Here is a 19,357-nt window from a genome sequence, read left to right on the forward strand (position 1 = left end):
GGTTGCTGCGCGCCGCTTTGCTCCGCCTGTCGGCGGGACAGGGCCGAAAACCCGGTCCGTGCGGTCTGCGGCCGGTGCCGTGCCTTCACTCTAGCCCGACCGCTGCGTGATCAAGAGATCGCTGCGCTCGACTCCTCCCCCGTTCGCACTCCCTCCGCCGCGCTTACTTCCGTCGCGCTTCCGCTCAGTTTTCGCGTCAGCGCCGTGCGTAATCACGTCTCCGCTCGCTTGCGCTGCGGCCTCGTCGTCGCTCCTGATCACTCCGCTTTTCGTCGGGCTGTCATTCAGGCACGGCACAGGCCGTAACGGTAATTCCCTCTGACTGCGGAGATGTCTGATGAACACACAATTCCAGGTTTACCCGCCAGCGTCCGTGCTGGCCGATTCTGAAAGGCTGCATTTTCTGCCTGCGCTCTTTGGCCACGATTTCATACGGGCCGAAAACAACGTGTACCTCTACGCCGACCGCTATCTGGCCAACTATGACGGGGCGGTGTGGGACTTTGTACGGGTGCCAGGCGTGCCCCACGGCGGCGGCTACATGAAGCCCGCCGGAGAAGAACGCTGGCAGTTTTCCAGCCCCCACGTCTGGACCGACCTTGAAATCAGTTCGGACGCGGCGGGGATCATCATCACGGCGCTGGTACTGAATCACCGCAGCTGGCTCTACGACCGCCACGACGACGAAGAAATGTGCGCGCATTTCTGCCGTCGCTACCGCCAGCTGACCGCATTTGCACAAATCCATCCCGAAGCCGCCGCGATTTTCTGCGCCCTTGACTGATAACCCACGGGGCGGCGGGCCGCCCCCTACAGGAGAAAAAAACATGCATGGCACCGTAAATGAAGTCTGCGCCTGGCTGCTGGAAAACTATATCCCGGGGTGCGCCCTGACCGTTCTGGTGTGGACAGTTGAAGATGTGGAAGTCTGTAGCGAAGACATGGGCATTACCGAACAGGAGGCTGTCGAGGTGCTCAGACGCATCGCACAGGATGAGAACTACATTGCGCACGGTATCAACAGACAGAGCGTATGGGAGCATCTCAGTAACATTCGGGCGATGCATCAGGTACGCGAAGTCAGCCTTGACGCCAGAAGCCTTCAGACGCTGACCGAGGCCGCAGGGCGCTTAGTCCAGACCGGAGGAGAGGACGACCCCGACCCGATTTTGCAGGCAGTCGCCCGGGCAAGAGTGGCTCTGAACAGGTAAGGAGAAAAAATGAAACTGTCACCGCAAACCCGCGACATTCTTCGCCAGTACAGGGCGCTGATTAACGAGCACCGCCGCAGCAGTGGACTGAGAGAACTCAGAACGGAAGAAGTCGTGGATGAAATCTGCCATTTCATGACCTGCCAGTGTGCCGTCTACATCGGCGGCCGCTTCATTAAGCAGGACAGCAGGGGATAATCAGAAACGTTCAGGCGGTTACGGCCGCCTGTCAGCCCGCCTAAAACCCCGCGCCTGCGGCGGCGGAGCGGCAGGGCGCGCGCCTGACGGCGCGGCCACCGCACCGCTTCTGATAACAGCATTCTTCAGCGAGGCGTTTGCCGCCATTTTTTCAGTGTTTTCTGTCGTGATGCGCGGGCGCCTTAGCGGGTTTTGCCCGTGGGACACGAAAAAAATGCTGTCTCACCGGGCGTCCTGTCGGCTGTCATGCTCCGCACAGAGCCGGCGCGCCGTCTCTGCCCGGCCCCGTTCCGGGGCAGCGGGTTTCCATCCTGACGCAACACCTTTCGCCTGCAGCAGCCGTTCCGGCTGCGCCGCTCAGTCGCGCCGGCTGCGCCGCTCAGTCGCGCCGTCTCCGGCGCTCAGTGCATCCCGCCAGTACACACGGCGGGATGTAAGGGGCAACGCCGTTTCGCGCCCGCGCGTCACGTCGTTGCGGCGGGTTCCCGCTTTCCGCAGGGGTTGTGTTCGCCCGTCTGAGTCCTTTCGCCGGGGCTGAGACAAGCACAAACCGCCTGGCTGTCCAGGGACGGCTGAAGCCTCTCGCCGGAAAATTTTTTGTCTGGCCAAAAATTTTTCCGCTCGCGCCCGGACAGCTGCACCGGCCCGTGCCCGTTACGCCCATTGCGGCGAACGGCTCTCAAACGGGTGAAGGATACAACCTGGGGAGAAAGCAGCAGTTCCCCGCAAAACGTCAAGACCGCGGCCCCGGCAACTCAACGGGTGACGGTTTTTAAGGGCAAAAAAAAGAGGGGATTTCAGTGGAACAGTCAGCAGTGGTGCGCTTACCGGACGACATCTTTACCCGTGAGGAAGCGAATGCAGTCGCAGCGCAGTACACCAACGTCGCCATCGAGGACGATCAGGGTACGCACTTTCGCCTGGTCGTTCGCAAAGACGGTCAGGTGGCCTGGCGCGCATGGAATTTTGAGGCAAAGGCGGGTTACTGGCTCAACCGTTATATCGGTGAGTACGGCATCCGTAAGGCGCAGTAAGCAGTGAAAGGTGCCCTGCGGATCTGATACTCCGCAGGGCGTGACAGTCATTAAACGAATGAGGTTCCAAAGATGTCAGTAACAGATGTTAAAGCAAAAACGCCTAAAAGCACCAGAGCCAAAAAGGTAACCGCTGATGAACAGGCGACGGTAAAGGCAGCGCTGGACGCTGCACCACTTGAACACGCACCCCTGTCGGCCTTTGTGATGTCGCCGCTTAATGCGCGCACCATCCCGTATTCCGCTGAGAGCGTGGAGAGCCTGGCGGCCACCATTAAGTCGGTCGGCCTGTTGCAGAATCTGGTCGCCCACGCGCTGCCTGACGGGCAACTGGCGGTGGCCGCAGGCGGCAGACGCCTCACCGCCCTGAATCTGCTGCTGTCACAGCAGGTTCTGACGCCCGATCATCCGGTGGCGTTCAAGCGCGTGTCTGAAGACATGGCGGCGCTCGTTTCTTATATCGAAAACGCCCAGCGCAGCGACATGCATGCGGCAGAGCAGATAGCCAGCTTCGGTACGCAGGCGGCGCAGGGGAAAACCGCCGAACAGATCGGTGCAGAGGCGGGTTACAGCACCCGCCACGTTCAGCGCATGCTCAAACTCGCGAACCTCGCCCCGTCACTCCTTAAGCTGCTGGCAGACGACAAACTGACCGTTGAACAGTGTCAGGTGCTCTGCCTGGAAGACGATCAGGAACGTCAGGTGAGCGTCTACGAGTCGGTGAAATCGGGCAGGCCTGACCTGCCCCTCTTTATGCTGAAACAGCAGATCACCGACAAAGAAATTTCCGTCACCGACCGCCGTTTCCTGTTCGTGGGCCGTGAGGCCTACGAGAACGCAGGCGGCGTGGTACGTGAAGACCTGTTCAGCCAGCAGGACGGCGAAGGAACGGCAGACATCGTGCTGCTGGAAAAACTGACCGTGCAGAAGCTGGAGGCAATGGCGCAGGAAATCCAGGAACAGGAGGGATGGAAGTGGAGCATGGGCCGGATGAGATCACTGTGGCCGCACGGGGATGGTCTGGAATACCGCCTGACGGACGAGCCGGAGCCTGTGTATATCGATGACGAAGAATCACGTATTAATGCCCTGTACGAAAAGGCCGATGACTGTGCCAGTAGCGACGATGATGACGGTTACCTCGCGGCAAGGGATGAAATCGAAGCCATTGATCTGGCCGCGCAGATCCGCGCATGGACACCTGAAACCCGCGCCGTAACGGGCGTGGTGGTCGGCTTTAACGGCATTGGCGAACTCTCTGTACAGCGCGGCGTGATCCGTCTGTCGGATATCGAGACGGTGGAAACGGAAGAAAGCAGCGGAACGGAGCCGCAGGAAAACGACGCGCAGACATCCGGTGCCAGCCGCTTTGAATATCAGTCACCGCCCGATGAGGCCGGGGGGATCAGCCTGCCGCTGCTCACGAAAATGTCCTCTGAGCGCACCCTTGCCGTGCAGGCCGCGCTGATGCAGCAGCAGAAAAAAGCCATTGCCCTGCTGACCTGGCAACTCTGCAGGAGCGTGTTTTCTGGCGGTTATACCCCAAGCAGACCGTTCCGGATCAGCCTGACCGAGTCACATTCCACCCTGACGGGCAATGCGCCTTCCGGCGAAAACGGGGCCGCCTTTCTGGCACTTACTGAGGAGCGTCAGCGGCTGAAAGCCCTTCTGCCGCAGGAATGGGCCAGGGATTTCACCACATTTTTTACCCTGAACGGCGAAACGCTCATGGCCCTCATGACCTTCTGTGTCGCCTGCTCGGTGGACGGCGTCCAGACCCGCGAATGTGGCCACACCTTGCGCAGCCAGCTTATCGAGCTTGAAGCCGCGCTGGGCTTCAACCTGCGCGACTGGTGGCAGCCGACAAAAGCCGGATTCTTCGCTGACCTGAAACACACCCAGATTATCGATGCCCTGAACGAGGCCGGACTCACGGGCGCGGCGCGGGATGCACAGAAAATGAAGAAGGGCGACGCCGCAGAACTGGCTGAAAACAGAATGCGCGACACGCGCTGGGTGCCTGCCTGGATGAAGGGGCCGGAGCCGGAAAAGGCCACTGACGACGCCGCTGCCAGCGAGGCTGACAGCGACAGTGACAACACCGGTTCCGCTCACGCGGCCTGACAGGGAGCGCGGCCCTTCGGGGCCGCAGGGAGACCATCATGAAAAATACCGTAATGAACAATCTCAGTATGCTGGCGTCAATGCATCCCTGTGAGTTTGAAGAGTGGCGTGCGCGGGGCGAGGGCGAAAGGCATGTGCTGACCAGCGCCGTGCTTTCGCTGCTGACCGTCCCGGCGGGCTGGACGGTCAACGGCGAATACCGGGCCGAATTCGGCGGCCTGTTCCCGGTGCAGTTGCGCTTTGCGCCGCCCGGTGAGGCATTCTGCCTGTGCGTGTGCAGTCCCGGCGAAGTCGCCGGGGAGTGGCTTGTCCTGATTGCCTCGGCGGATGGCGGCTGCGTGCGCGACGTCCTCCGGCTGACGCCGTTCGATCCTGCGCGCATCAGCGCCCTGATCGCCGCAGCGGCGCAGGCCTGTCTGATGGAGTACAGCGTCAGCGGCCTGGCTGATTACCTGGTACAGGAGGGCGACGTATGATCCCCGGCAACCGTTCACTGGTGCCGCTCTGCGAGGCGCGGCGCGCGATGCTTCAGGCTGTTGATTACGTGGAGCGCAGGCGCGAACGTCAGACGCTTCGCGCTGACTTCCCTTATGCGCAGGCGTTCTTCCGCTTCCTGAAGGGCAGCAGGCGCATCACCCTGCGTGAACTGCGCTTCTTCGATCCGGTTCTGCGCGCGGAAGCGTTACGCGGCCGCAGACGTGAGTGGCTGCAGGCCGTTGACTGGCTCATCGAAAGCGGGGGCTGCGCCACCCACCCGCTGCCGTCGGACGCGGCCCGCCTGCTCTTTCCGGAAGTCATCTTTCAGTGCGGCGAGCGGCGGCACAGAAAGGCAGAGATGTGCGCCGAAAAATACAGCCGACAGTTTCGCCGCAGGGAGGCGCTGAAGGCGCGGGCGGTTCAGGCGCTGACGGCGCAGGCTGAAATCGAACTCGCCTTCCAGACGCCTGCCACGGTCGCCAGCTGGGCCTCAAAGTGGTCAGACACAGCGGTCAGCGAGAGCGAACTGATCAGCCAGTTTTACCGCTGGGCCGATCGCTTTCCCTCGATGGCCGGTTTTGTCCGGCTGTACTTTGACGGTGAGCCGTTGTGGCGGCTCACCGCCGAGGCCGGTTTCCTGTCAGCGGAGGCGGGCGAAGCGGTACGGGCGCTGGAGCGCTTGATGGTGCCGAACAGGCTCACGCAGGGCAGGCTGTTGCCGTAAAACGCAGACAGGCGCAGAATGACATGAACGCTGATCTGTGCGGGTTAACATCATACTGAGAGGGTGATAATGGATTTAGTCCAGGCAGTAAACATGCATGAGGTGATGACGGGGGTGAATAATCCGCTGGTGCTGTCACTGATGGCCGTCATGATCGTGTGCAGCCTGTATGTCGCGGCACGCGCAGGCATGAAGGCTGTACGCTTTATCAGACTGCTCAGGATGATGCGCTGAAGCTGACTGCTGACCCCGCTCAGCCGGGCGGGGGTTTTCAGTGGCTGTGTTAAGGCGGGTTTTTCCGGCCTGTTCCTGTCTGTGTTCTTTTTCCCGGTGTTCTTCTTTCCGGTGTTCATCTTCTCCGAGTTCGCCTTCCTTTTTCTCTCAGGCTCATCTCAGAGCAAACCCCTGTGAACCATGGCCCCCTTCGGCTCCTGCCCTGTCGGGCAGTCGTCAGCCTCACTCCGACCGGCGGCGGAAAAGCTGCCGCCCGTCTCCGCCGAACCGCAAAGGGCCGCGTTTCGGGCCTCCCGGCTAAGGTCTGATGGCTGAGGTCAAGGGCTGCAACCGGCTTCGCCGGTGCGTTCACCGGGCGCGGCCGCGCCCTGTAAGGCCGTCACGCCGTTCCGCCGTGCCGGAGGTGTTCATGCTCATTTCACCCCGTGCGGCTGTTCTGTTCCGGTGGTCCACCGCGGAGGGCTGACAGTCGCACAGTCCTTCTCCCTCCCACACAGGTTCGCTTACGCCGTTCCTCACCCGTTCGCACTCGCCGGAAAACCGGCTCGCTTGCGCTGCGGCTTCCGGGACGCCTGTGTTCCGGTCGGCGGCCGGTGCCACTTTGCCCTTCGCCGCGATGAACTCACCGAAACAGGGATAACAGCAACCGAGAGAGGAGAACCAGCATGAACACCCACAACGTCAACGTCAAAACCGCCGCTTCTGAATCTACCGAAACACGGGTTTTACGGCCAAAAGTCAACGGCCTTCCGTCCGGTGTCGCGCAGACGCTGGCATTTCTGGGCCATCTGGCAGAGGACGGCATGGAAGAGGGCGAACGTGCGGAACTGCTGCTCGGTTCGCTGTTAAGCCTCGCGGAAGCCCTGCGCGATGCCGTGCCGGACTGGTCAGCCAGTCGCCCACGTCTGCCGTTTCCGCTGGTCAGGGCGTGGCTTGCGGCGCGTGACGTTGCCCTGGCGCAGTTCGGTGATATCGGACAGGGCGCATGGGCGTATGCCCTGAACTACCTGCGTACGGAACTGGACGCGGGCTTTTACTTCTGGCGCGACAACATCTGGTGATTTTTATGCGCCGCGCAGGCGGCGTAACCCTCAACCACTGACAGGGAGAACTTTATGAACCTGATTATCCGTGACGTCCTGACCGGCCTTGATGCCGACCGGCTGACATGCCGCAATCCCCGCGAGGCGGCGTTTATCGCCTCAGTGTATGACGGCGGGCGCGATACCGCCGAAGAGGAGCGGCTTTACTGGCAGGGCCGCGAAAAAGCCGCGCTGAAAGCGCCTGCGGAAATTGACGTTCACCGCTTTCACGACGCGCTGGGCGTGGCGTATCCGCTGAACTGGTCATGCAGTGAAGACGGGGAGTGTGAAACGTTCATGCTGGCCGACTTTTACTGCGGGCAGGTGACCGACATTTACGCCCGTACCGGCGCGCGTTACTTCCGGCTGCGGGATTATTCCCACCTCAGCCACGCGCAGATCATGACGCGCGTTAAGGAGGCCTTTGACCTGAGTCAGAAATGAAAAAAGCAGGCCTGAGCCTGCTCTGTCCACGCCGGATGTGACCCCCGCAAAAGTTTGCATCCGGCATCGTAAAACCAGTATGGAGGTAAAACCATGCAATTTGACCCGCAAATCGTGTCACACGCGCAGGCGTTTGTAAATGCCCGCCGTAACGGGAAACGTGCCCGCGTTCCGGCTATGCAGGTGAGGCAGTGGCCGTTCTTTATTGCCCTGGTCAACGCGGGCCTCGGCCTCGCGTGATGTAAATCCGGCCGCCCCCTGCGGGGTGGCCGTTTAAGGAGTGGTTTATGTCACAGTTAGATTTTGCCGATTTTTTTAACCAGGCTGAAGATCCCGCCCCCGCGCCGGTTGTCATGACCCCGTCAGCCCCCGCCTGCGATCTGTCCCCCGCGCACCGCATGATGAGCACTGAGACGGCGCGTAAACAGTTCGTCAGCGTGTTCAGGCACACGGCCCGGCACCTGCGTCGCTGGGACGTGTTCAGCGACTTCATTACGCTTGCGGCCAGTGAACTCGACCTTGCCACGATCCGCGCACCGGAAAGCATGGAGCGCTGCCGCAAAATCTGCGGGCGCTACAGGCCGGAGGACATTCAGGATCTTCACCGGCTTTTCAGCCTGATGGTGAGCGCCCTGGAAGCGAAGTTTCATGACTTTCTGGGGGCCATTTTCATGGAGCTGGAGCTGGGCGACGGCAGGCAGGGGCAGTATTTTACGCCGTACTCCGTACAGTCGCTGATGGCGCGCATGCTCATGCCTGGCGTGGAGGAAGCCTTGAAGCGTGAAGGGCTGTTTACGCTGTCAGAGCCGACCTGCGGCGCGGGCGACATGGTGGTTGCGGTGGCCGAATGTATGCTTGAGACGGGGCTGAATCCCTCAGAGCAGATGTTTGTAAACTGCATCGACATTGATCCGGTGGCGGCGGACATGGCGTTTATTCAGCTTTCATTGCTGGGCATTCCCGCCGAAGTCATCACCGGCAACACGCTGACAATGCAGTTCAGCCGCGTGCGTTACACGCCGGTGTATTACATCAACGGGTTTGAGGAGCGGCTGAAAGCGCAGCGCAGAATTAACGCGATGATGGATTTCATGCGCTCCCTGTCTGACGGGCCGGTAAACACGGGCCCGTAGCCGTCGCAGTCGGGCCGCCTCCTGCGGGCGGCCGTTCACAGTCGCCCGTCAGTGGGCGGGAAAGTGCGGGTAAAGTGTTTCCTTATGCGAAACGCTCTGGTATAATGTTTCGTGACGGGAAACAAGGGGATGGAGCATGATCAAAAGCTGGAAGCACAAAGGGTTGCAGAAGCTCTATGAAAAAGGCGACACGAGCGGCGTTCAGGCAAAGGATGCTGAACGTATCCGGCTGCGCCTGCTGGCCATCGATGAGGCCGGTTCGACGGATGAGTTCAGCCGCTATCCCGGTTTTCGTTTCCATCCGCTCAAAGGTGATCGCAAAAACCTGTATGCCATTACGGTGCGGGCCAACTGGCGCATCACCTTCGAGTTTACCGACGGCAACGCTTACATTCTCAACCTGGAGGACTATCACTGATGGCGATGCACAATCCCCCGCATCCTGGTGGCTTCATTACGGAGTACCTGGAAGACAATAACGTGAGCCTGCGTAAAATGGCGAAAGACCTGGGCGTCTCTCCGGCGGCGCTGAGCAAGGTGGCGTCCGGCAAGGCGGCCGTCAGCCCCGAAATGGCGGTACGGCTGGAGGCGGGGTTAGGCATTGCCGCGCGTCTCTGGCTGGCGATGCAGGCCGCTTTCGACCTGCACAAAGCGCGGGAAAATACTGATGTGTCGGGCGTCATGCTGCGCCCTGGCCTGGCCCCCTTCTCAGAAGACGCGCAGACCGGTAAGGACGCATAAGACGCCTGACCGGAACGCCGCCTGCACCGCCGCATCACCCCCGCGCCCCTGCGGGGCAGGGCAGAGGCGGTGCTGACGCACCGCGCCTCCCCCCGCCGCGCTCTGTTCAGCCTTCTGCCGGTATCCGTTATTCCCCTGTTGTCTTTATGCCGGTGCCGGTTGGGCTGGCCAGTATGTGGTTGCTGCCTTTACTGACTTAACAGCAACAGCAACAGCAACAGCAACGGCAACAGCAACAGCCGGGACATGGCCCCCTTCGGCTCCTGCCCTGGCGGGCAGTCGTCGAGCCACACTCCGCTAAGCGGCACAGCCGCTAAGCTCCGCCGAACCGCAGAGGGCCGCGGTTCGTGCCTGACGGCTAGTGTCTGATGGCTGAGGTCAACGTCAACGGCTGCAACCGGCTTCGCCGGTGCGTTCACCGGGCGCGGGCGCGCCCTGTAAGGCCGTCACGCCGTTCCGCCGTGCCGGAGGTGTTCATGCTCATTTCACCCCGTGCGGCTGTTCTGTTCCGGTGGTCCACCGCGGAGGGCTGACAGTCGCACAGTCCTTCTCCCTCCCACACAGGTTCGCTTACGCCGTTCCTCACCCGTTCGCACTCGCCGGAAAACCGGCTCGCTTGCGCTGCGGCTTCCGGGACGCCTGTGTTCCGGTCGGCGGCCGGTGCCACTTTGCCCTTCGCCGCGATGAACTCACCGAAACAGGGATAACAGCAACCGAGAGAGGAGAACCAGCATGAACACCCACAACGTCAACATCAAAACCGCCGCTTCTGAATCTACCGAAACACGGGTGAAACAAAACTTCGACGGGCAACTGCCCGTGCGTACAAACCGCCTGCTCACCCTGGCGCAACTGGAAGGCAATCTGATGATGTACCGCGCCCTGGCTGCGCTGGATGTGTTGGGGCCGGATCACCTTGATGACCTGTTATCTGATGTCCGGTACGCGGCAGAACGCATCACGACGATGCTTGATGAAGGCGACATCGCCACCCCGGTTGCGTACGAGCTGGCGACGTCCGTCCGGTCGCTGATCACTGAAACTGTGCCACCAGAAGAGTGGGAATGGGTGGACGTGCCTGACCTGCCAGGTCTGTCGTGGCTTCAGGAAAATGCCCCGCTTCAGCGCGAAGCGCTGCGTCAGTCATTTATCGAGGCGGCGCGTCCGTTTGGCCTTACCGTCAGCGGTCGCATGGAGTTTCCCGACGACGATTTCTATCCCGGAACGTACTGGTGTGACGCGGAAGTCTCCCTGGGCCGTGCGGACTCTCTCCCGGAGGCGATGGAGCTGCTGGTAAAGGCAAGCCTGAGCGGAGACTGGAAGCAGGAGTAACACGGTGGGTACGGTTTTGAACCGCACATCGCCACCATTACCGACACTGCACGCCGCGTGGTGCTGCGCGGCAACGCCCGCACGCTGGAGTGGGCCGCACCGGAAACCGATCCGGCTGCATTTGAACGTATTGCGGCAAAGAAAAAGGCACTGCGTGAGCAGGCCGCTTACGAGGCCAGCTGGGACAGCCATGCGACGGCCCGCCAGCTAAGGCAGGAGGCCGACATGCTCGATGTAAGCAGCGTTCATGCTTTCTGGCTGAATCACCCGCATGTGGCTGAAGCGCTGCGGGAATATCAGCATCCGTCCACGCGCCTGGATGAAACCGAAATCATGGAGGGCATGGAGTTTTAGGCGCAAAAAAAGCAGGGTTGCCCCTGCTTTCTTCACGGTGGGTAGTTGGAGCTACCCGCCACATCAAAAAAATCTAAACGGGGAAGTAAAGATGAATTTTGACACGCAAATCGTCGCACAGGCGGCGCTGTTTGTAAACGCACTGCGCAACGGCCAGTCCGCACACGTACCGGCCATGCCGTTCAGACTGTGGCCCGTTTTTATCGGCTGCGTCAGGCAGATGATGAGGGCCAGCGCATGAACCAGAAAAATCAGGTGGTAAACGCCGCCGACCTGCGACCCGTGACGCAGGAAGACATCACGCGTGTTCTGGGACCGTACTGTCTGATACGTCTGGATAACGGTGACGAGGCCTTTTACATCAATGGCCATTTCATTGAGTGCGCTGATGCAGCCCTTAAAGACCCGCCAGTCAGTGAGATCGCAAAACTGTCCGCACGGGCTGCGGATGCGTTTTTGCACTGTATCGATCTGGCTGTGCCGGAAGAGGAAGACTGGTGCTGGAATGACATTGTCGAGCAGCTCGCCCGCAAAGCGCCTAAGAGCGAGGTGTGCGGTACAGTCACCGTGACGTGCAGCGAGGTGAAGGGCAGGGGGGTACATTTCTGCAATCACCCTCTCCTCAGTGGGCATAACGATAACCTGTGGTTTCCGGTGGGAGAGCACGAAAGCTGGTCTGAGGCTGTTGAGCGTATTCTCGTCATGAACGGTCTGGCTGAAAAACTGCTGACGTTAAAGCCGCTTAATGAAGGCGATACGGGTAATTTCAGGGCAACTTACAGCCGCACAATCATCCTCTGATAAGCGCGGGCCGGAGGCATCCGGCCCCGCTGTTGTGAATGTAACAGGAGTCTACCATGCTGAATAACACCCGACCGGACGGGATGGCGTCCCCCGTTGTTATGCGCCCGGAATCACTGAAAATAGCCGACCTCGATGACCTGGCGGATTACGCGCTGCATCCGGTTCCGTGGGAAATAACCGACGTGGCCTGTAGCGCTGCGGCGGCAGTCGTCACCTTCGCCCGTTGCACGGGGCTGGACAGTAAAAATGACCTGGCAGAAACGGCCATTACCGATCTGCTGGCAAATCTTATGCACCTGTGCAGCGCTAAAGATCTGCCGTTCTGCGAGCTGCTTATCCGCGCCGGTGAGCATTTAAGGGTTGAAGCCGCAGGCTGATTCGGTGCCGTGCAGGGCGCAGACCCTGCAGGCCCTCCGGGCCGGGCAAAACCCGGTGCTGACGCACCGGCTCCCTCCCTCCGCGTGTTGTGACTTTGCGGGGCAGCGTGACCACTCTGCTATGTAATGTGACCATTCTGGCCGGTATTCATGCCAGAACGGGTATGGCCGGGTGAGTTTATGGCCAGCTTCCTCTGCCTGATTAACCATTTTCGCCTTTTCAGAAGCCACAGCCGGAACATGGCCCCCTTCGGCTCCTGCCCTGGCGGGCAGTCGTCAGCCCCACTCCGACAGGCGGCGATAAAGCTGCCGCCTGTCTCCGCCGAACCGCAAAGGGCCGCGTTTCGGGCCTCCCGGCTAAGGTCTGATGGCTGAGATCAAGGGCTGCAACCGGCTGTCGCCGATGCGTTCACCGGGCGCGGTCGCGCCCTGTAAGGCCGTCACGCCGTTCCGCCGTGCCGGAGGTGTTCATGCTCATTTCATCCCGTGCGGCTGTTCTGTTCCGGTGGTCCACCGCGGAGGGCTGACAGTCGCACAGTCCTTCTCCCTCCCACACAGGTTCGCTTACGCCGTTCCTCACCCGTTCGCACTCGCCGGAAAACCGGCTCGCTTGCGCTGCGGCTTCCGGGACGCCTGTGTTCCGGTCGCCGGCCGGTGCCACTTTGCCCTTCGCCGCGATGAACTCACCGAAACAGGGTTAACAGCAACCGAGAGAGGAGAATCAGCATGAACCCCCACAACATCAACGTCAAAACCGCCGCTTCTGAATCTACCGAAACACGGGTTGAAGGGACAAAAGTCAACACCGGACTCACGGCGGCACAGTTTCAGGATCTCAGCGATTTCATCATCGACAACGGCACCTTCTGCGGGCCGGGCGGGGTGACCTGGCAGGAACTGGCGCTGTTTGACGAAATCACCGACCCGTCCGAAGACGGTGAGCCACGCAAAATTTATGTCTGGGAGGGCTGGCCATACGCCCTTTACGAATTCGACCTGGGCTACACGGCGATCAATTACGCGCAGACCCGAAAAATGATCGCCTGGTCCCTGGAAAACGCGGGGAATAAATCAGCGCCGCGCTGAGAACGTGATATCTGATGCCGGGTGAAAACCCGGCTGTGAATCTCAAAATAAATTAACTCACGCAGAGAGGTTATTATCATGGTCAGTTTTGCAAGCCGTTATGCCCGGAAAACATCCATTCGCGAAAACCGCCCGCTCACCAATGATGAGCTGATGCGATACGTCCCGAGCGCGTTTTCCGTTGAAAAACATGAGTCGCGTTCAGACCGTTATACGTATATTCCGACGATTACCCTGCTCGACAAACTCCGCTCCGAAGGGTTCGAACCTTTCTATGCAAAACAGTCCCGCGTGCGCGACCAGAACCGCCGGGATTTTACCAAACACATGATCCGCCTGCGTCGCGGAAATAACGGCAGCGGCAAAGAGGTGCCTGAAATTGTTCTGGTTAACAGTCATGACGGTTCCAGCAGTTATAAAATGATCCCCGGTATTTTTCGCGAAGTCTGCACCAACGGGCTGGTCTGCTGGAAAACGTTCGGCGAAATCAGCGTGCCTCACAAAGGCGATATTGTCAGTCAGGTGATCGAAGGCGCGTATTCGGTTCTCGATGTGTTTGAAAAAGTCGAAAATAATATCGGCATGATGAAGAGGATTCAGCTGGATAAGGCGGAAAGGCTGCTGCTGGGCCAGCTGGCGCTGGAATACAAATATGAAGACAAGGCACCGCCGGTGACCGCCGAAAATATTATTCACCCCCGCCGCTGGCATGACAAAGGCACCGACCTGTGGACATCCTTTAATATCGTGCAGGAGAATCTGGTAAAAGGTGGCCTGCCGGGACGCACTGAAAAAGGGAAGCGTACCACCACGCGCCCCGTTAACGGCATCGACGGCGACATAAAACTAAATCAGGCGCTGTGGAAGATGGCGGAGGAATTCGCGAAGCTGAAAAGCTGAAAAAAATAAACCCCGGTTCGCCGGGGCTTACTTTTTGGCGGTGCCAGTATCATTTCTGCTGAGCGTTAAGGGGGGCGATGTTTCAGGCGACGCGCCCTTATTCATCCTCGCGTACACTTCATCCCTTGCCACCAGAACGCGATAGATGCTTTTTATTATCGCCGCATATTCCCTGCGCTGTTTGATCAGTTTCGGATTCGGTCCGGTGTTATACATGCCGACCGTGTCCCACGTCCTGCCATACTTTTTGAAATTGCTCGCCTCGATCCATGCGCCGGTATAAATGCAAATACACGGATCGGCCAGTAAACGTTCCCGCGTAATATTGAATTTCTTTAAAGCATTGAAGTTTGAACTGTTGATTTGCATGTTGCATACGTCAGTGCTTTTTCGCGCGCTTTTGCTGTTTATAGCGTTATTACGCATATGCGACTCCTGAATGGAATGTGCCATGAGTAAACGCGGATCAATACCGAAATCATGCCCGGCTTTAGTGAAACACATATCAGGCTGAGCCTGGACGCTTAACGCGGTAAAAAAGACGGCGGCGGTTAACCACTTCATATTTAATAAGTCTCATATGCGCGCGCATAATGCGCTGTGATTTACCTGTCAAAAAATACCCTTTCAGATCATCCCGCGCAAGATAATTCGTTACAGACGCGCACTGTGCGCTTGCGGATGAGTTTCGAAACCGGTGTGGGGTTTATTTAAATTTAAGATAAGGCGGTTATTTCACAAACCGCTTTTACAGTTTTACTATCATCACACCCCACGCAAGATTTCATCTTGCCGTTTTGTTTTTTAAAAACATGATGTTATGTTCTAATTTAAATGTTTTTTTGAATGTATATCGGAAAATGTGTGCTAATACACACACAAATTAGTGCCTGATGGTGTGTTATTACAGTGCTGAATAGTGTGCTTATTAAGTGCCGCTTTGTGTGTTAATAAGGCACTGTAACAGGCACTGCATTGTGTGTTAATTGTGTTTAATATTTAAATTCAGTAGGTTATGGCTAGATTATACACATGTGGTGCCTGACTGACACACATAAAAAGGCTATATAGTGCCGGAACAACACACATAAAATTTCATGATTTTATGTATTTTCAAGCCTCTTCAGTTGGTTATATACTTAAAGCATGCTCTTAAGTGCCGGATTGACACACATTCCGGAGGCCAATAAAAATTATTACACAGTGCCTGATTGACACACACGAAGAAACTGAAAGATAATTTTCGATGCCGCTGAATGATATCAATGCAATAAACATAAAGGTTTTTTATAAATTTAATTTTACAACGCAGGAAATTATACGGGTAGATTATGGCCAGAAGGAATGTTTATTTCAGAGAGAAAATTTTAAGGGAGGTCGATGAGCTTGTTCAGATCGAAATCCAGAACGGTGCCACACACGGCGAAGTTAATTTCTCCTCCGAAGTGGGTAAACTCGTTGAGATAGGACTAAGAATTAAAAAACTTCAAAAAGAAGGCGACAGATTTGATCAGGAAGGCTTTAACCGTGAACTCATACGTAAGGTGAGCGGAAGCCGTGAAGGTATCAGCATTCTTATTGCTATGGTCTCCGAAATCTACCTCCATATGCGCGGAGATAACACTGAAGAAAGGATAGTTGAAATGCTGGATGAAAATCTTAAAGCTATGAACAAAGCGGAAGTAGAAGCGGAAGGACGGTATTATCTGCAGGAAGAAAAATAGAACAGGGGCCGGTTGCCCCTGGCGTTACGTATTTATCGGAATAAAAACGGTGAAAACTGAGCCTTTGCCTGGTTCTGATCTGACTTTTATTTTCCCGTTCAGCGCTTTAACGTGGTTTTTTACAATGGCGAGGCCCAGACCAATGCCCTGCCTTGTTTCTGATTTTATCCCCTGATTGAACGGACGAAACAGAAAGGGAAGTTTTTTGATATCAAATCCTGAACCGTTATCACTGACACGAATCACCACATATCGTTGCGTTTTTTTCAGATAAACTTTTATCGTTCCCTTGATGGTGTTTTTATTGGCATTGTCCATAAAGTTATGAATTATTGATGTCATCTTTCCCATGTCAGAAAAAATTATGCCGTCATAAGGATGTGTACGCGTCACCAGACAATTGCCGTTTTGTTCGTTGAATAATGAAACGGCTGATACCATCAGTGATTTCAGAGTGAAAGATGTATTTTTCAGTTTTGTATTCCCGACTTCAATTTTAGAATACTCCATGATTTCTCTGGTCTGATGAAAAAGTTTATTGGTATGAAACATGATTTTGCTGAGATATTTTTCTGTATTGAATACATCGTCACGTGGATTAATCATGTCTGCTGACATCTGAATCTTATGAATTGAACCGGAAAATTCATGATAGATTGTTGAGATAAACATATTTTTTTTCTTTATTACCTCCTTAAGGGTAAGGACGTAATAGCTGGTGAAAGCAACAAAGAGAAAAAATAAAAACAGGCAGCAGAGAGAATATATCTCTGCTAAGCCTGAGTTATCCGTTATCAGAAACTTCATACTCTGGAAGTTGTTAAGCTGAATGCTGTAAATGACCTCCTGTATATCCTCCATTGTCGGCATCATGACGTCTAACTGATGAAGTACAGCATTCTGACGAGCCTTACCTGGTGGCATAGATGAATATATCTCACCAAGTTTTTTACTCTGAGTTTCAAGTAACTTCACGTCAGCAGAAAAATGTTTATTGTAATAGAATGAATGGCTGTCCATGGATTTGAAGTTAAGCACATTCACTTTTGCATCAAAAATTTCCTTCTGTAGCGGGAAGGCTTCGGGAGAATCTGTTTCGTATGCTGCCGTTCGCATCCGTTCAAAACTTAAAAAGAGAACCTCACCTGTCGAGTAATTATCCAGGTTCGGATCGAGCTGATTATATTGATGCTTAATGGCATTAAAGTGTGAAACCGTCAGGTACATGCTTACAGCCATCAGTGAAGTCAGTAACAGACATATCAGGGTAAACAGTTTGCCTTTCACCGGACCACCTTAACTTCTGAAATCATCCATACCGTTTTAGCATTGATATCTGCTCTGGGGAGTTCCGGATGCTCATCGCGTGGAAAGATGACTACGTAGGGCCCCATATCCGAAACAGGCAGGTTTTTTCCGTTTTTACGGTAGGCCAGTATGGCATGGTATTTCAGCAGCTCATTCACGGGCACGGTGTAGCTGTACTCATCCAGCGCAAAAAAACGCAGTGCCTTTGCTGTAACACCGTACTTATCAAGGAAATCCTGAAACGGAACGCCGGTGAATGTGGCCTTCGGCGTAAAGTTGGTTCCTGTGGTGATGCTGGCCACTGGCATTTTCTCCAGGTCAGTGGTCGATACAGTTTTCACAGTGTTACCGTCAACCAGCTTGAAGCTGTCTGCCAGTGCCACTGGACTCAGCATGACACTCAATACCAGTGCAAGGATTTTACTCGTCATCTCTGCGATTCCTTTTCATAACCAGCTGACCGAACTCATCCAGACCTTCCGGCTGCCAGCCGTTCTTTTTATAAAATTCAACCGCCCGTGAATCCCTGTCGGTGGTCAGTTCGATCTGTTCTGTACCCTTGTCGAAAAACCAGCGAGTGATGCGCTGAATGAGTTCCGTGCCGATATGCCGGCCCTGGTATTCCGGTCTGACAAACAGGCCGCCTATCAGCGCGTGTGTGACATAATTGACCTGGTCATCAGAGGGGATGTAAATGCCCAGCCCATAGCCGGCATATTCCTCTCCGACGCGGCATATCCATCCACCGCCCTGAGCGATGTCTTCCAGTGCCTGCTGGCGCTGCAGATACTGGATTTGATGAGCGTGAACCAGATTCTCAGTAACGGAAAAGCGGATGTCATACACCTCTTTGAGGTGTTCGGTACTGAGTTTGAGAAATTCCACTTTAGATCTCCTTAATCATGAACCAGTTTCAGGAAAAATACGGGATGAGAACATTTTTGTCAGCCGTTTAATAAGATCCGTCTCTGTGAAGAGCGATAATTATGTCGGATAGTATCTAATCCTACCTGCATATGATTATAAGGATAAATGAGCGCTTCAATTCACACTTCCGGATGCGCAAGGCATGTCCTTTATTACCAGAGAAAGCCTGCGGACATAACTTTAAAAGGGGAAGACATTCTTTACCGCACTCTGCTGTGTGTAATCCCGCAGTCAGTAAAAGAGGTGAGATATCAGGATCGATGAAATGATGGTCACGCGTGACGGCTTTTCGAGGATTTCCACACCCTGTTTAGCGATGATTTCCCCTATCTCATTTTCATGCTGGTCCAGTTGAGCCGTTAAAATGATTACGGGGACCCTGGGGTTGTTAGCGCGGATAGTTTTAATGATTTCGCCTGCGTTTTCTTCAAAATCCAGTAGCCAGTCAAGGACATAAGCATCGTAAAAGTGCCGCCTGACGTGCTCAAGCATTGTTGATTTATCACTGAAAAGCGTTGCTTCAATTCCAAACCGGTTCGAAAGCGATTTCATCAGTTCAAGTATTTCAGGATCGTTGTCGAGTATGGCTATGCGTGGAGCTGGCAGAACTTCCATCTTAATGACTTTTTTTACCGATCTGTGTATCCGGTTAGACGTGGGGTTAACTATCCAGTACTCGCCGTCTTTGTAGGCATAGTTTGTGCCTGGTTCTGGTTTTTCTGTATCTTCAGTTTCAACTTCAATGTTACATCTCATATGCAGATCATTGACGATGAAAATGCCATTGTATTTAGGGCGTTTATTGTAGGCCTCATGGAAGTGTTCGTGTATTTTTTGTACTTCTTCAAACCGAACGCCTCTTTTGCCATCGAGCTTCTGTTTAGCACTCTTGTACTGGATGCCCAGTATCCCGGCCATGGTTGTGGCCTGCTTCCTTTTCTCTATGCCTTTTCTTTCAAACAACTCCAGTACTTTCTCAAGGTTTTTGTTGTTCTCGTCCACGGCGATTTCCCAGTCATTGTGCTCAGGCTGGCAGTACCTGTACCCGCACTTGAAAATTTGTCTTAATCAGGGAAATCATACACGAATGCGTCGTGTTTGAGGATGGTGATAACTCTGCAAGTTATTAAATAATAAGGAGTT

General features: G+C 55.6%; 27 protein-coding genes and 1 pseudogene. 22 read left to right on the forward strand and 6 right to left on the reverse strand.

Features of this window, described 5'->3' with window-relative positions; genetic code table 11:
* Positions 1-337 precede the first annotated feature (337 nt).
* Genes GC090_RS22460 through GC090_RS22470 form a run of 3 tightly spaced genes read left to right on the forward strand, consistent with a single transcriptional unit; the run spans position 338 to position 1,409 of the window.
* On the forward strand, positions 338-784 hold the full coding sequence (locus tag GC090_RS22460; protein ID WP_324022032.1) for an antirestriction protein: 447 nt from the start codon (positions 338-340) through the stop codon (positions 782-784).
* A gap of 43 nt (positions 785-827) precedes the next feature.
* Complete coding sequence (locus GC090_RS22465) at positions 828-1,211, forward strand: DUF1380 family protein (protein ID WP_324022034.1); 384 nt, start codon at positions 828-830, stop codon at positions 1,209-1,211.
* 9 nt (positions 1,212-1,220) lie between these two features.
* Complete coding sequence (locus GC090_RS22470; protein WP_324022036.1) at positions 1,221-1,409, forward strand: hypothetical protein; 189 nt, start codon at positions 1,221-1,223, stop codon at positions 1,407-1,409.
* 382 nt (positions 1,410-1,791) lie between these two features.
* Here the strand turns inward: GC090_RS22470 and GC090_RS23335 are convergent.
* A pseudogene (locus tag GC090_RS23335) lies at positions 1,792-1,956 on the reverse strand (hypothetical protein); the annotation flags it as partial.
* A 253-nt stretch (positions 1,957-2,209) separates the two neighbouring features.
* On the opposite strand from GC090_RS23335, the gene GC090_RS22475 reads away from it, so the two are divergent.
* The 18 genes from GC090_RS22475 to GC090_RS22560 all read left to right on the forward strand — a co-directional run bounded on the left by GC090_RS22475 (position 2,210) and on the right by GC090_RS22560 (position 14,255).
* Positions 2,210-2,443: a DUF905 domain-containing protein gene (locus GC090_RS22475; RefSeq protein WP_324022038.1), complete on the forward strand. Its 234-nt coding sequence runs from the start codon at positions 2,210-2,212 to the stop codon at positions 2,441-2,443.
* Positions 2,444-2,515: 72 nt separating this feature from the next.
* Positions 2,516-4,567 (forward strand): ParB/RepB/Spo0J family partition protein, encoded by a 2,052-nt coding sequence (locus tag GC090_RS22480; protein ID WP_324022040.1) that lies wholly within the window; start codon positions 2,516-2,518, stop codon positions 4,565-4,567.
* Between the two features lie 38 nt (positions 4,568-4,605).
* Positions 4,606-5,043, forward strand: coding sequence for a conjugation system SOS inhibitor PsiB (gene psiB / locus GC090_RS22485; RefSeq protein ID WP_324022042.1), 438 nt, complete (start codon positions 4,606-4,608; stop codon positions 5,041-5,043).
* Positions 5,040-5,768 (forward strand): plasmid SOS inhibition protein A, encoded by a 729-nt coding sequence (locus tag GC090_RS22490; protein ID WP_324022044.1) that lies wholly within the window; start codon positions 5,040-5,042, stop codon positions 5,766-5,768. Before psiB ends, GC090_RS22490 begins: the two co-directional genes overlap by 4 nt.
* Positions 5,769-5,837: 69 nt before the next feature.
* The gene (locus tag GC090_RS22495; protein ID WP_324022046.1) at positions 5,838-6,002 is read left to right on the forward strand and encodes a hypothetical protein; all 165 of its coding nucleotides are present in this window, start codon (positions 5,838-5,840) and stop codon (positions 6,000-6,002) included.
* A gap of 665 nt (positions 6,003-6,667) precedes the next feature.
* A complete protein-coding gene (locus GC090_RS22500; RefSeq protein ID WP_324022048.1) occupies positions 6,668-7,063 on the forward strand; it encodes a hypothetical protein in 396 nt (131 codons plus the stop codon).
* 135 nt (positions 7,064-7,198) lie between these two features.
* Entirely contained in the window at positions 7,199-7,528 is a 330-nt protein-coding gene (locus tag GC090_RS22505; RefSeq protein WP_324022220.1) for a hypothetical protein, read from the forward strand.
* 93 nt (positions 7,529-7,621) lie between these two features.
* Entirely contained in the window at positions 7,622-7,768 is a 147-nt protein-coding gene (locus GC090_RS22510; protein ID WP_019106772.1) for a hypothetical protein, read from the forward strand.
* A 47-nt stretch (positions 7,769-7,815) separates the two neighbouring features.
* The gene (locus GC090_RS22515) at positions 7,816-8,661 is read left to right on the forward strand and encodes an N-6 DNA methylase (RefSeq protein ID WP_324022050.1); all 846 of its coding nucleotides are present in this window, start codon (positions 7,816-7,818) and stop codon (positions 8,659-8,661) included.
* Positions 8,662-8,797: 136 nt separating this feature from the next.
* Positions 8,798-9,079 carry a type II toxin-antitoxin system RelE/ParE family toxin gene (locus GC090_RS22520; protein WP_019104686.1) on the forward strand — a complete coding sequence of 94 codons (282 nt, stop codon included), beginning with the start codon at positions 8,798-8,800 and terminating at the stop codon, positions 9,077-9,079.
* Positions 9,013-9,402 (forward strand): HigA family addiction module antitoxin, encoded by a 390-nt coding sequence (locus GC090_RS22525; protein WP_072209206.1) that lies wholly within the window; start codon positions 9,013-9,015, stop codon positions 9,400-9,402. The genes GC090_RS22520 and GC090_RS22525 overlap by 67 nt, the downstream gene beginning before the upstream one ends.
* A 732-nt stretch (positions 9,403-10,134) precedes the next feature.
* Positions 10,135-10,734 (forward strand): hypothetical protein, encoded by a 600-nt coding sequence (locus tag GC090_RS22530; RefSeq protein WP_324022052.1) that lies wholly within the window; start codon positions 10,135-10,137, stop codon positions 10,732-10,734.
* A 57-nt stretch (positions 10,735-10,791) separates the two neighbouring features.
* A complete protein-coding gene (locus GC090_RS22535) occupies positions 10,792-11,088 on the forward strand; it encodes a hypothetical protein (RefSeq protein ID WP_324022053.1) in 297 nt (98 codons plus the stop codon).
* Positions 11,089-11,179: 91 nt separating this feature from the next.
* Positions 11,180-11,329: a succinate dehydrogenase flavoprotein subunit gene (locus tag GC090_RS22540; RefSeq protein ID WP_324022055.1), complete on the forward strand. Its 150-nt coding sequence runs from the start codon at positions 11,180-11,182 to the stop codon at positions 11,327-11,329.
* The gene (locus tag GC090_RS22545; RefSeq protein ID WP_324022056.1) at positions 11,326-11,889 is read left to right on the forward strand and encodes a hypothetical protein; all 564 of its coding nucleotides are present in this window, start codon (positions 11,326-11,328) and stop codon (positions 11,887-11,889) included. Before GC090_RS22540 ends, GC090_RS22545 begins: the two co-directional genes overlap by 4 nt.
* 56 nt (positions 11,890-11,945) lie before the next feature.
* The gene (locus GC090_RS22550) at positions 11,946-12,269 is read left to right on the forward strand and encodes a hypothetical protein (protein ID WP_324022057.1); all 324 of its coding nucleotides are present in this window, start codon (positions 11,946-11,948) and stop codon (positions 12,267-12,269) included.
* A 726-nt stretch (positions 12,270-12,995) separates the two neighbouring features.
* Positions 12,996-13,355 (forward strand): hypothetical protein, encoded by a 360-nt coding sequence (locus tag GC090_RS22555; protein WP_088900868.1) that lies wholly within the window; start codon positions 12,996-12,998, stop codon positions 13,353-13,355.
* A gap of 78 nt (positions 13,356-13,433) precedes the next feature.
* On the forward strand, positions 13,434-14,255 hold the full coding sequence (locus GC090_RS22560) for a DUF932 domain-containing protein (protein ID WP_088900867.1): 822 nt from the start codon (positions 13,434-13,436) through the stop codon (positions 14,253-14,255).
* 27 nt (positions 14,256-14,282) lie between these two features.
* Here the strand turns inward: GC090_RS22560 and GC090_RS22565 are convergent, their stop codons facing one another.
* Positions 14,283-14,819 (reverse strand): lytic transglycosylase domain-containing protein, encoded by a 537-nt coding sequence (locus tag GC090_RS22565; RefSeq protein ID WP_324022059.1) that lies wholly within the window; start codon positions 14,817-14,819, stop codon positions 14,283-14,285.
* A 767-nt stretch (positions 14,820-15,586) separates the two neighbouring features.
* On the opposite strand from GC090_RS22565, the gene GC090_RS22570 reads away from it, so the two are divergent.
* Positions 15,587-15,979: a relaxosome protein TraM gene (locus GC090_RS22570; RefSeq protein WP_210510735.1), complete on the forward strand. Its 393-nt coding sequence runs from the start codon at positions 15,587-15,589 to the stop codon at positions 15,977-15,979.
* Between the two features lie 24 nt (positions 15,980-16,003).
* On the opposite strand, the gene GC090_RS22575 is transcribed toward GC090_RS22570, so the two are convergent.
* From GC090_RS22575 to GC090_RS22590, 4 genes are all read right to left on the reverse strand, one after another.
* On the reverse strand, positions 16,004-17,266 hold the full coding sequence (locus GC090_RS22575; RefSeq protein WP_324022061.1) for a sensor histidine kinase: 1,263 nt from the start codon (positions 17,264-17,266) through the stop codon (positions 16,004-16,006).
* Entirely contained in the window at positions 17,263-17,718 is a 456-nt protein-coding gene (locus GC090_RS22580; RefSeq protein WP_324022062.1) for a putative pterin-binding protein, read from the reverse strand. Before GC090_RS22580 ends, GC090_RS22575 begins: the two co-directional genes overlap by 4 nt.
* Positions 17,708-18,172 carry a GNAT family N-acetyltransferase gene (locus tag GC090_RS22585; protein ID WP_273759570.1) on the reverse strand — a complete coding sequence of 155 codons (465 nt, stop codon included), beginning with the start codon at positions 18,170-18,172 and terminating at the stop codon, positions 17,708-17,710. The genes GC090_RS22580 and GC090_RS22585 overlap by 11 nt, the downstream gene beginning before the upstream one ends.
* A 273-nt stretch (positions 18,173-18,445) precedes the next feature.
* Complete coding sequence (locus GC090_RS22590) at positions 18,446-19,216, reverse strand: response regulator (RefSeq protein ID WP_324022063.1); 771 nt, start codon at positions 19,214-19,216, stop codon at positions 18,446-18,448.
* Between the last annotated feature and the right edge of the window lie 141 nt (positions 19,217-19,357).

Source organism: Pantoea sp. JZ29, from assembly GCF_035190385.1.
GTDB lineage: Bacteria > Pseudomonadota > Gammaproteobacteria > Enterobacterales > Enterobacteriaceae > Pantoea > Pantoea stewartii.